The organism is Vibrio renipiscarius, assembly GCF_000827885.1.
Classification (GTDB): Bacteria; Pseudomonadota; Gammaproteobacteria; order Enterobacterales; family Vibrionaceae; genus Vibrio; species Vibrio renipiscarius.
On the sequence record NZ_JTKH01000001.1, the window covers coordinates 15,641 to 27,817 of the forward strand.

Sequence of the window (12,177 nt, forward strand, 5' to 3'; positions counted from 1 at the left end):
TTTCCTTAGAAAAAACCGTAATAAAGAGCGGAAAGAAGCGTGTAACGGAATGCTTTACCAATCAAGATAAGCCAAAACGATGGTAAAAATCGCATCCGTAACCAGCCTGCCGCTAGACATAGAGGGTCACCAATGATTGGCAACCAACTAAAAAGTAATGACCAGTAGCCGTATTTCTGCAGCCACTGTATGGCTTTATGACCATGCTTTTCATTCTGAGTTCTATTCGGCAACCACAACCCTAACCAATAATTGGTTAAGCCACCCAAGGTATTACCGATAGTCGCCACTAAAATCACCGTCGCGACCGAATATTGATTGAGACTTAGCGTTGCAATCAGTCCTGCCTCAGAGCCCCCGGGTAATAAGGTCGCACTAAGAAAACCACTAAAAAAAAGCACCCAAAGGGCCGAATCTGAAAACCATAACGCGAAAGATTGAAACGCGGTATTGAATGTTTCTAGCATTGCATATCCAACAAAATTTTTCCTCGTGTATGCCCCGTTTCCATTTGTTTGTGGGCGTCCACTACCTGATCCATTGGGTAGATATGATAAATCGCTGTTTTCAACAAGCCGATGCTCGCCATATAGAGCATAGTATCGAGTTGCTGAGGGTTGGGCTCTACTAGCATGCCCGTCGCTTCAAAGCCAAGCAAGTGCGCTTTTTCACAGATCAATTCCGCGCTTAACGTCGGCAGTGTCACGACCCTTGCTTTGTCTTTCATGCATTTAAGCGCATCTAATGCTGCATCTCCCCCAACAAGATCAATCAGCACGTCAGCTTCTTCGACGCGCTCTGAGACGGGGGAAAAATGATAATTGACAGCATGAGCGCCGAGCGTGGCCAAATAGTCTAAATTAGCCTCACTGCAGGTCGTGAAAACTTCCGCTTTCGCCGCTACTGCGAGCTGCACAGCGATATGCCCAACGCCACCGGCCCCCGCTAAGATCAGGACTCGTTCACCTTCTTGTACCAGCGCTTTATCTAGTGCTTGTACCGCGGTTTGCCCTGCAAGTGGTAATGCCGCAGCCACTTCTAGTGTCACGGATTCTGGCACCCTACTCAAAACTTTTTCAGGTACGGATAGGTATTGACTGTACCCACCCCCTTGCAATGGAAAACCTATCAAGCCAGCGACTCGATCGCCGACGTCCAACTGCTGCACCGTATCGCCACATTGGTATACCTCACCGGAGATATCATAACCAAGCACCCAAGGTAAGTGGTCTTTATTCTGTGCCGCTGCCCAGCCAAGACCGGCTCGCGTTTTTACATCAATCGGGTTAATACCGGCAAAGGCAACTTTCACCACCACTTCACCCGCGAGTGCGCGAGGTATAGACGCTTGTTGGATAGTGAGCACTTCTGCTTCACCAAATTGTGGGATAGCGACTTGTTTATTTTCCATTTCAACCCGTCCTTGTTGATGTAAAAAGGGATGCCGAAGCATCCCTTGAATATATAACATTAGTGTCGCTTTAGTTAACCATTTGATCGAAATTTAACCCTGCGATTACCTAACAGATCAGGCACTTAAAGTTAAAGCTATCCAACCAGCGCTAACAAAATACCCGCAGCAACGGCTGAACCTAATACACCCGCAACATTGGGGCCCATCGCATGCATCAATAAGAAGTTTTGGGGGTTAGCTTCAAGACCAACCTTATTTACAACACGTGCTGCCATTGGCACAGCAGAGACACCCGCAGCGCCAATCAATGGGTTAATGTCTTCTTTGGAGAACTTATTCAATAACTTCGCCATAAGTACACCACCGGCCGTCCCGATACTGAATGCCACCGCACCTAAACCTAAAATGCCAAGCGTTTCTAGATTCAAAAACTCTTCGGCTTGTAGCTTAGAGCCAACACCGAGGCCAAGGAAAATAGTCACGATGTTAATCAGTTCGTTTTGTGCCGTTTTAGATAAACGATCCACCACACCCGCTTCGCGCATTAAGTTACCGAGACAGAACATACCCACGAGTGGTGTTGCTGACGGTAGGAACAAAATGGTCATCATCAAGACAGCCAGCGGGAACAGGATTTTCTCTGTTTTACCGACATGACGCAGTTGAGCCATTTTGATTTTGCGCTCTTCAGGTGTCGTCAGAGCTTTCATAATTGGCGGCTGAATGATCGGCACCAATGCCATGTAGCTGTATGCGGCGACGGCAATCGCACCGAGTAAATCGGGCGATAGCTTACTGGCGAGGAAGATGGCTGTTGGGCCATCGGCACCACCAATAATGGCAATCGAGGCGGCATCTGCCATGCTAAATTCCATACCGGGTATGTAGTTTAATAAAATCGCACCAAACAAAGTGGCGAAAATACCAAACTGTGCAGCCGCACCAAGCCATAAGGTTTTCGGGTTAGCAATCAAAGCACCGAAATCGGTCATCGCCCCTACACCCATAAAGATTAGCAGCGGGAAGACACCCGAATCAATCCCCATATAGTAGATGTAATAAAGCATTCCGCCCGGTTCGGTAAAACCAGCATTGGGGATATTTGCCAAAATGGCACCGAAACCAATCGGTAGCAATAATAAGGGCTCAAAGCCCTTACGAATGGCTAAATACAGCAGAGTACAACCCACTGCGATCATACACAGTTGGCCAAACTCAAAGTTAGCAATGCCGGTTTCGGCCCAGAGAGTCAATAATCCGTCCATGGTACTCCCTTACGCTAGGCTTAGTAGTGGTGAGCCGACAACAACAGAATCACCTTCTTTAACGTGAAGATCTTGTACAATACCGCCACGCGCTGCACGGACTTCGGTTTCCATCTTCATCGCTTCAAGAATCAGCAATACATCACCTTCCGCAACTTCGGAACCGCTTTGTACATTCACTTTAAAAATATTCCCCGCCAGTGGCGCAGGTACCGCTTCTGCATCCCCAACAGGTGCAGCCGCTGCTGTCGCTTTGGCTTGCGGTGAACTGGAGACAACCGACTGCAATTGACCTTGAGGCCCGACTTCAACATCATACACTTGCCCGTCAACTTTCACGCTGTAGGTTTCAATGCCACCTTGCGCAGGCGCGACAACAGGAACGACAGCCATCGGTTCTTTCCCTGGTGCTGGTTCAAACGCATCTGGGTTGTGACGATTCTTAAGGAATTTCAGGCCAACTTGCGGGAACAGTGCGTACGTCAAAACGTCATCTACCGTATCTTCAGCAAGCGAAATACCCTCTTCTTTTGCTTTAATCAATAAATCGTCCGTCAGGGTATGCAATTCTGCTTTCAATAAATCAGCAGGACGACAAGTGACCGGCTCAGCACCATTCAGTACTTTTGCTTGCAACTCTGCATTCACTTCCGCTGGAGCCGCGCCGTATTCCCCTTTTAAGACACCCGCAGTTTCTTTCGTGATGCTCTTGTAACGTTCGCCAGTTAATACGTTGATCACCGCTTGTGTACCAACAATCTGTGATGTTGGCGTTACGAGCGGGATGTAACCCAAGTCTTGACGCACGCGAGGGATCTCTTCGAGCACTTCATCAATACGATCAGCGGCGCCTTGCTCTTTCAACTGAGCTTCCATATTCGTCAGCATGCCACCTGGCACTTGCGCGATCAGAATACGGGAATCCACGCCTTTCATTGAGCCTTCAAATTTTGCGTATTTCTTGCGAACTTCGCGGAAATAAGCGGCAATAGGCTCAAGCTGCTCTAAATTTAAATTGGTATCACGTTCAGTCCCTTGCAGCATCGCTACCACGGTTTCTGTTGGTGTATGGCCATAAGTACAGCTCATTGATGAAATGGCAGTATCGAGAATATCGATCCCCGCCTCAACCGCTTTCACCGCGGTGGCGGTAGACAAGCCTGTCGTCGCATGGCAATGCAGCGCAAGAGGGACGTCACACGATGATTTAATACGAGTAATAAGATCCTCAGCCTCATAAGGCTTAAGTAGACCCGACATATCTTTGATACATAAAGAATGACAGCCTAGATCTTCAAGTCGCTTAGCAATATCTACCCAGGTTTCAATGGTATGAACAGGGCTCGTCGTATAAGAAAGTGTGCCTTGAGCATGTGCACCAACATCCACCGTCGCTTTAACGGCTTTCTGGAAATTGCGCACATCGTTCATCGCATCAAAAATACGGAAGACATCCATGCCGTTGGCATGTGCACGTTCAACAAATTTTTCAACCACGTCATCAGCATAGTGGCGGTAACCTAACAGGTTTTGGCCACGCAACAACATTTGCATCGGGGTGTTCGGCATGGCTTTTTTCAGCTCACGCAAGCGCTCCCATGGATCTTCACCTAAGAAACGGATGCACGCATCAAACGTAGCTCCTCCCCAAGTCTCTAAAGACCAGTAACCAATTTTATCCAGCTCGGCGGCAATCGGTAACATATCTTCAATACGCATACGCGTTGCAAATAACGATTGATGGGCGTCACGAAGTACCACATCAGTTAAAGCTAGTGGTTTAGACATGCTCATTAACTCCTTTTAAATCCTTTTCTATGCTATTTCGCTGGTGAGGTACGGTACTGATGTACCGCCGCAGAAATGGCTGCGACTACCTGTGGGCTTACAGCGGAAGATGATTGAACTTTTTTATTCTGTATTGGGGAAGAGATCGGCTCAGGTACCTCTTCTGGTACCAGTTTTGACATTAACCGAACGAGATATACGAGAAGTGTGAGGAAAATAAAGACAACTGACATTCCCGTGATCATGAGAGTGGCAGCATCTAATAGTTGGCTTCCAATAGTGTCCATTTAGCGTCCTTTCTTTGTCATCCTGACAATAGCGTAAGCAGTGTAACTATTCGGCTTTACCCGCATTCTTGCTTATGCAACTAAGCACATCATCGTGCTATCTGTTGTCGACAGATGCATTTAGTGATCCCGACAAGAGGTCTAGGATTATCTCGATTGGTTAAACTTTGTCAATTTCGTTTAAAGCAGTCTTCACGATAAAGCACATTTCTAGGGCAATATTCGTCACACAAATCACATAAAGCTGAAATATATGCGCTGAAAAGGATAAATAGCTGCTTATTATCTAACGTTATTCCAATTACAGAACACGTGCTGCGATAGGCTTAAAATTTCTTGGATATTTTCTTAAAAAACAGGAGGTTGTATATGAGAAGTGAACAAGGTGATGAATTTTTGTTAATAAAAAAGCCCCGCATTTCTGCGAGGCTTTAGAAGGTGGTGCGCCCTGGAGGATTCGAACCTCCGACCGCCTGGTTCGTAGCCAGGTACTCTATCCAGCTGAGCTAAGAGCGCACGGGTTTCGCTATCCAATAATCATCTAACTGACTATCAGTAACAGGATTAATAATAACCCTTAAAAAGTGGTGCGCCCTGGAGGATTCGAACCTCCGACCGCCTGGTTCGTAGCCAGGTACTCTATCCAGCTGAGCTAAGAGCGCACGGGTTTCGTTATCCAATAATCATTTAACTGACTATCAGTAACAGGATTAATAATAACCCTTAAAAAGTGGTGCGCCCTGGAGGATTCGAACCTCCGACCGCCTGGTTCGTAGCCAGGTACTCTATCCAGCTGAGCTAAGAGCGCACGGGTTTCGCTATCCAATAATCATTTAACTGATTATCAGTAACAGGATTAATTAATAACCCTTAAAAAGTGGTGCGCCCTGGAGGATTCGAACCTCCGACCGCCTGGTTCGTAGCCAGGTACTCTATCCAGCTGAGCTAAGAGCGCACGGGTTTCGTTATCAATCATCAAGTTTGCTAAAAACTTACCGATCAATATCAGGATTTTACAACCCTCAATAAGTGGTGCGCCCTGGAGGATTCGAACCTCCGACCGCCTGGTTCGTAGCCAGGTACTCTATCCAGCTGAGCTAAGAGCGCATCATTCTGTGAAATATATCACAGTTTTTAAACTTTGAAACAAAAAAAAGACCAACGGTCAATTTAATGGCGGTGAAGGAGGGATTCGAACCCTCGATACGGTATTAAGCCGTATACTCCCTTAGCAGGGGAGCGCCTTCAGCCTCTCGGCCACCTCACCGTGTATTCCCTGGTAGTAAAAAGTGGTGCGCCCTGGAGGATTCGAACCTCCGACCGCCTGGTTCGTAGCCAGGTACTCTATCCAGCTGAGCTAAGAGCGCACTATTTTTTACTCATTTTCCAATGGAAAACTTTCAACGCTATGGTTCCGAGGAACCGTGCAAGAATGGCGGTGAAGGAGGGATTCGAACCCTCGATACGGTATTAAGCCGTATACTCCCTTAGCAGGGGAGCGCCTTCAGCCTCTCGGCCACCTCACCGTCTTGCGGAGGCACATATTACGATTTACCGAAAATATGTCAAACCTTTTCTTGATAAAAATAGCAAAAAATCACTCAACTGTTGGCTATTTAATCAAGATGCCGTTTATTCGTACTTTTCTGAACAAACTACTGCTTTTAATCACAAAAAAAGCTGACATCACGCCAGCTTTTTTTCAGTCACTAATAGTTGCCTGAAGTTGGCGCGCTATTACCTTTTTCCGCCTGAATACGCATGTAAATCTCTTCGCGGTGAACAGACACTTCTTTCGGAGCATTAACACCGATACGTACTTGGTTACCTTTTACACCTAGTACCGTTACAGTGACTTCATCACCGATCATTAGAGTTTCACCAACACGGCGAGTTAAAATTAGCATTCTGTGCTCCTTGAGTAATCTCTGAAATATCTTGCTACGTTTCTATTATCCAACAAAAGTTATATTTTCGTAAACTCTATTCTTTATTAAATCGTTTCTACTACGATGCATTTTTGTTGAGAATTGGCAACGTCACTTGAATTTATGTAAGCATGGTGCAGTATGTTTGCAGCTTTGTCGATACTATCTGGAGATATAACGAAAGTAATCGAGAGCGGATTCAATACTGTATCAATCACCGTGATACCTTGTTCAGCCAGCCTTTGATGGCAGCCTTTGGCCAATTGTTCAGCCTGTACTCCCACGGCAGTGACTAAGCCTATAGGCTCACTATTACTAATTTTGCTCTCAATGACTAGCTCAAGCTTAGTGTAAACGTCCTGTTTTATCACTATAGCAACCCATTCTGGACGTTCGATCACATTCCAGATCATAATCCCTAACATTTGACACTGTTTTTGCACATCCGCTAATGCGGTTCTTTTCATTGATATCAGACACATGTCGGATTGAATAGCAAAGCCACATATCGCCTGATGGCAATCATTGCCTTTCACTAAGGTGCCTGAATAAACCTCCCCCGGAGAAGCATCGAAGGTGGAAAGCACTCTTAATGGCACTTGATGTGTCCATGCATAGTGAACCGAGGGTAAATGTAAAACTTTTGCGCCATGCTGTGCCATGCTCGCCATCGATGGAAAATCGATAACCGCTAACTTTTGCGCTGTTGGGACGATTCTCGGATCAATGGTGTAGACACCATCGACATCGGTAAATATTTGACATTCGGCAGCACTAAGAGCGCCGGCCAGCACCACTGCGGTTGTATCCGATCCGCCGCGCCCTAACGTAGTAATGTCACCCGCTGTATTCACGCCTTGAAATCCCGCCACGATCACTATCTTATCCAACGCCAACAAATCGTAGATTCGTGTCGTGTCTATGCGTTGAATCGCAGCGTCATTATGACGGTTATCGGTCATAATGTTGGCTTGAGAGCCCGTTAAAGATACGGCGGGATAACCCAACTTATTCAATGTCATCGCCAATAGCGCCATTGACATCTGCTCTCCAGCGGAGAGTAAGACATCTAATTCTCTTGCGGTTGGGACGTTATCGACTTGTTTTGCTAGTGCCATTAACCGATTGGTTTCACCTGACATGGCTGAAACAACGACAACGAGCTGATTTCCTGATTTTTTTGCGCTGATGATATGTTTGGCAACCGTATGAATATTTTCAATTGTTCCCATCGAGGTTCCACCAAACTTTTGCACAATCAGAGGCTTACTCACCACCCTCTATCCTCCTAAGAACTGAGTCCATTTTCGCCATCATTAAAAGTAATAATGACCATGCTGCGGGGTAATTTTACTTATCATCCTAATATTCAAACACCCAAAAAAAACGCCCAACCAATGGTTGAGCGTTCATTTCTATTTTATAGCTTACAGTCGCTCAGCAATCCAAGCTTCAACTGTTGCAAGAGCCGCTGGTAATGCTGCCGCATCGGTACCGCCCGCTTGCGCCATATCAGGACGACCGCCACCTTTGCCACCAACCTGCTGTGCCACCATGTTAACCAATTCGCCAGCTTTTACTTTGCCAACTAAATCTTTAGTCACACCAGCAATCAAACCAACTTTATCGTCAGCAACGTTGCCTAGCATAATGATGCCGCTGCCCATTTGGTTTTTCAGCTCATCAACCATGCCGCGTAGTGCTTTGTTGTCTGCGCCATCAAGCTGTGCAATCAACACTTTCACACCCGCGATGTCTTTCACTTGATCCGTTAGGCTCGCGCTTGCTTGAGAAGCCAACTTGTCTTTCAGCTGTTGAATTTCTTTCTCTAGCGATTTCGCTTTGTTCGCCGCTTCTGCCAATTTCTCTTCGTATTTCGCCGTTTGCGCTTCAATAACGTCAAGCGCCGCTTCACCCGTTACCGCTTCAATACGACGAATACCCGCTGCGATACCACCTTCAGAGGTGATCTTAAACAGACCAATATCACCGGTGTTTTCAGCGTGGATACCACCACAAAGCTCGGTTGAGAACTCGCCCATTGATAGTACGCGAACTTCGTCATCGTACTTCTCACCAAACAGTGCCATTGCGCCTTTTTGCTTCGCAGACTCAATATCCATCACGTTGGTTTCAATGTCGTGGTTACGACGCACTTGCGCGTTCACGATACGCTCGACTTCTTTAAGTTCAGCTGCTGTAACGCCTTCAAGGTGCGAGAAGTCAAAACGCAGGTTGTCCGCTTTAACCAATGAACCTTTTTGCGTCACGTGCTCACCTAATACTTTGCGCAGCGCTGCATGCAATAAGTGCGTCGCAGAGTGGTTTAGAGTAATCGCGGTACGACGAACAGCATCAACGATAGCGTGTGCTTTATCGCCTTTCGCGAATACGCCTTCCGTTAAGACACCGTGGTGAGCAATTGCATTGCCTAGCTTTTGCGTATCTTCAACGGTAAATAGGCCTGATTCTGTTTTCAGTACACCAGCATCACCAGACTGACCGCCTGATTCTGCATAGAATGGCGTTTCTTCTAGAACGATGATCGCTTTGTCGCCAGCCGATAGAGAATCCACTTCATTGCCTTCAACAAACAATGCTGCGATAACACTTTCACCTTCAGTGCCCGTGTAGCCACAGAAGTCAGTTTCTACGTCGGTTTTGATTACTGCATTGTAGTCAGTACCAAATTGGCCGGCTTCGCGTGCGCGTTGACGCTGCTCTTCCATTGCCTTTTCAAAACCTTCTTCATCGATCGTAAATTCACGTTCACGAGCGACATCGTTCGTTAAGTCAGCTGGGAAGCCGTAAGTATCGTAAAGTTTAAATACGGTTTCACCGTCTAATACTTTGCCGTCTGGACCGGATGCATCAATGTTATCTAACGCTTCGTTTAGAATTGTCATGCCACGTTCAAGAGTGCGTCCGAAGTTCTCTTCTTCGATGCGTAGAACTTTTTCTACCAACACTTGTTGACGTTTCAGCTCTTCGCCTGCGGTGCCCATAATGCCAGCAAGTACGCCAACCAGTTTATGGAAGAACACGCCTTGTGCACCAATCTTGTTACCATGGCGAACTGCACGACGGATAATACGACGCAGTACATAGCCACGACCTTCGTTTGAAGGCATTACACCATCAACGATAAGGAATGAACATGAGCGGATGTGGTCAGCAATAACGCGTAGCGATTGATTCGATAGGTCTTCACAACCAATCAGTTCAGCGGTAGCTTTAATCAACGCTTGGAATACATCGATTTCGTAGTTTGAGTGAACACCCTGCATGATTGCAGAAATACGCTCAATACCCATACCCGTATCTACCGATGGTTTTGGTAGCGGTTCCATCGTGCCGTCAGCTTGACGATTGAACTGCATAAATACGTTGTTCCAGATCTCGATAAAGCGGTCACCATCTTCTTCAGGAGTACCAGGACGGCCACCCCAGATGTGATCACCGTGATCGTAGAAGATTTCAGTACATGGACCACAAGGACCAGTGTCACCCATTTGCCAGAAGTTATCTGACTCAAATGGTTTACCACCTTTCTTATCGCCGATACGAATAATGCGATCCGCTGGAATGCCTACTTTCTGGTTCCAGATATCAAACGCTTCATCATCGGTTTCATAGATAGTGACCAGTAGACGATCTTTTGGTAGCTGAAGGGTTTCCGTTAGGAATTCCCAAGCAAACGCGATCGCATCTTCTTTGAAGTAATCACCAAAGCTGAAATTACCTAGCATTTCAAAGAAAGTGTGGTGGCGAGCAGTAAAGCCAACGTTTTCTAAGTCGTTGTGTTTACCACCAGCACGTACACAGCGTTGAGCCGTAGTCGCTCGAGTGTAGGCGCGTTTTTCTAAACCTAAGAAACAATCTTTAAATTGGTTCATACCTGCGTTAGTGAAAAGCAGGGTTGGGTCGTTATGCGGTACTAACGATGAACTTTCTACGATTTGGTGTCCTTTGGTTTCAAAGAACTTAAGGAACGCGTTACGAACCTCATCTGTGCTCATGTACATGCAGCTCTTCCTGAAAATAGTCGAGATAGAATTTTGCTGTATTGTACACATAAGCAAGCACTAGATGCTAGTTTCGCCATGGCTCTATTTGTGGGGTTTTTGTGGTGTTTTTCTGACCTGACGGGGAAAAGAGTGCCAATTGCTACTAAAACAATCTATTAGGTTCAATGTGCGCCGCCACGCTTTTTACGCTGATATTACTCGCGATCCATTCACTCCGAGTACACACTGATTTTCAGCGTGCTTGTCGATAATATTCGGCCAAAGGATCACTGGATAAAATAAAGCCCCGCTAGATAAGCAGGGCTTCGATAATTCTAAACGTTTAGAACTCTTCTTCTTGTGGCATTTCGCCGACTTCTGGCTCTTCTGGTTCAACCGGAGTTAATAGCATTTCACGCAGTTTGCTATCGATGGTTTTCGCCGCCTCAGTATTCTCTTTTAGATACTTACACGCGTTCGCTTTACCTTGGCCGATCTTGTCACCATTGTAGCTGTACCATGCACCCGCTTTTTCAATCAGCTTGTGTTTTACACCTAGGTCAACCAGCTCACCTTCACGGTTAAAGCCTTGGCCGTAAAGAATTTGTGTTTCAGCTTGCTTAAATGGCGCAGCAATCTTGTTCTTAACCACTTTAATACGCGTTTCGTTACCCACGACTTCGTCGCCATCTTTGATTGAACCCGTACGACGGATATCAAGACGCACAGACGCGTAGAATTTTAGTGCGTTACCACCGGTCGTGGTTTCTGGGTTACCAAACATCACACCAATTTTCATTCGGATTTGGTTGATGAAGATACACATACAGTTTGACTGCTTAAGGTTACCGGTTAGCTTACGCATTGCTTGAGAAAGCATACGAGCTTGCAGACCCATGTGGCTATCGCCCATCTCACCTTCGATTTCTGCTTTTGGTGTTAGTGCTGCTACTGAGTCGACAACCAAAACATCAATCGCACCTGAACGCGCTAACGCATCACAGATTTCTAGAGCCTGTTCGCCTGTATCAGGCTGAGAGACTAATAGAGCATCGATATCAACACCGAGCTTCTTCGCGTAGATAGGATCAAGCGCGTGCTCAGCATCGATAAAGGCACAAGTTTTACCTACGCGTTGCGCAGCGGCAATCAACTCAAGTGTTAACGTCGTCTTACCTGAAGATTCTGGACCGTAAACTTCAACGATACGACCCATTGGTAAGCCACCAGCACCCAATGCGATATCTAGAGAAAGTGAACCGGTAGAGATGGTTTCAACATCCATTGTGCGGTTATCACCAAGGCGCATGATTGAGCCTTTACCAAATTGCTTTTCAATCTGACCTAGCGCAGCGGCGAGCGCCTTCTGTTTGTTCTCGTCCATCACTTTCTCCAAACTACCCATCATCGCTGATGAATAAAAAATTTTGTTGAGTCCTGTCCAGTGACACTGAACAATCAATGAGTGTCATTATACTGTTGATTCAT

The 12,177-nt window shown here is 46.3% G+C and carries 9 protein-coding genes and 8 tRNA genes; all 17 read right to left on the minus strand.

Translation table 11 applies throughout. The annotated features are described in order from the left end of the window. Window positions 1–5: 5 nt before the first annotated feature. The gene (locus tag OJ16_RS00080) at window positions 6–467 is read right to left on the minus strand and encodes a YqaA family protein (protein WP_040985950.1); all 462 of its coding nucleotides are present in this window, start codon (window positions 465–467) and stop codon (window positions 6–8) included. Continuing rightward, complete coding sequence (locus tag OJ16_RS00085; protein WP_040985952.1) at window positions 461–1,411, minus strand: NADP-dependent oxidoreductase; 951 nt, start codon at window positions 1,409–1,411, stop codon at window positions 461–463. Before OJ16_RS00085 ends, OJ16_RS00080 begins: the two co-directional genes overlap by 7 nt. Window positions 1,412–1,548: 137 nt before the next feature. Further along, window positions 1,549–2,679 carry a sodium ion-translocating decarboxylase subunit beta gene (locus tag OJ16_RS00090; protein WP_040985954.1) on the minus strand — a complete coding sequence of 377 codons (1,131 nt, stop codon included), beginning with the start codon at window positions 2,677–2,679 and terminating at the stop codon, window positions 1,549–1,551. Between the two features lie 9 nt (window positions 2,680–2,688). Beyond that, window positions 2,689–4,467, minus strand: coding sequence for a sodium-extruding oxaloacetate decarboxylase subunit alpha (gene oadA, locus OJ16_RS00095; protein WP_040985956.1), 1,779 nt, complete (start codon window positions 4,465–4,467; stop codon window positions 2,689–2,691). 32 nt (window positions 4,468–4,499) lie between these two features. Next, window positions 4,500–4,754, minus strand: a complete 255-nt coding sequence (locus OJ16_RS00100) for an oxaloacetate decarboxylase subunit gamma (protein ID WP_040985958.1) — start codon at window positions 4,752–4,754, stop codon at window positions 4,500–4,502. A gap of 439 nt (window positions 4,755–5,193) precedes the next feature. Then, window positions 5,194–5,270: transfer RNA gene (locus tag OJ16_RS00105), tRNA-Arg, on the minus strand. Window positions 5,271–5,339: 69 nt separating this feature from the next. After that, window positions 5,340–5,416 (minus strand) — tRNA-Arg (locus tag OJ16_RS00110). 69 nt (window positions 5,417–5,485) lie between these two features. Then, window positions 5,486–5,562, minus strand: a tRNA-Arg gene (locus OJ16_RS00115). A gap of 70 nt (window positions 5,563–5,632) precedes the next feature. Beyond that, a tRNA-Arg gene (locus OJ16_RS00120) sits at window positions 5,633–5,709 on the minus strand. A 75-nt stretch (window positions 5,710–5,784) separates the two neighbouring features. After that, a tRNA-Arg gene (locus OJ16_RS00125) sits at window positions 5,785–5,861 on the minus strand. Window positions 5,862–5,928: 67 nt separating this feature from the next. Then, window positions 5,929–6,021: transfer RNA gene (locus tag OJ16_RS00130), tRNA-Ser, on the minus strand. 23 nt (window positions 6,022–6,044) lie between these two features. Continuing rightward, window positions 6,045–6,121 (minus strand) — tRNA-Arg (locus OJ16_RS00135). A 66-nt stretch (window positions 6,122–6,187) separates the two neighbouring features. Then, window positions 6,188–6,280 (minus strand) — tRNA-Ser (locus OJ16_RS00140). A gap of 183 nt (window positions 6,281–6,463) precedes the next feature. Continuing rightward, the gene (gene csrA, locus OJ16_RS00145) at window positions 6,464–6,661 is read right to left on the minus strand and encodes a carbon storage regulator CsrA (protein ID WP_009387595.1); all 198 of its coding nucleotides are present in this window, start codon (window positions 6,659–6,661) and stop codon (window positions 6,464–6,466) included. Window positions 6,662–6,747: 86 nt separating this feature from the next. Continuing rightward, a complete protein-coding gene (locus OJ16_RS00150) occupies window positions 6,748–7,956 on the minus strand; it encodes an aspartate kinase (RefSeq protein ID WP_040986268.1) in 1,209 nt (402 codons plus the stop codon). Window positions 7,957–8,109: 153 nt separating this feature from the next. Then, complete coding sequence (gene alaS / locus OJ16_RS00155; protein ID WP_040985963.1) at window positions 8,110–10,707, minus strand: alanine--tRNA ligase; 2,598 nt, start codon at window positions 10,705–10,707, stop codon at window positions 8,110–8,112. Window positions 10,708–11,032: 325 nt separating this feature from the next. After that, window positions 11,033–12,073: a recombinase RecA gene (gene recA, locus OJ16_RS00160; RefSeq protein ID WP_040985965.1), complete on the minus strand. Its 1,041-nt coding sequence runs from the start codon at window positions 12,071–12,073 to the stop codon at window positions 11,033–11,035. Window positions 12,074–12,177: the final 104 nt, after the last annotated feature.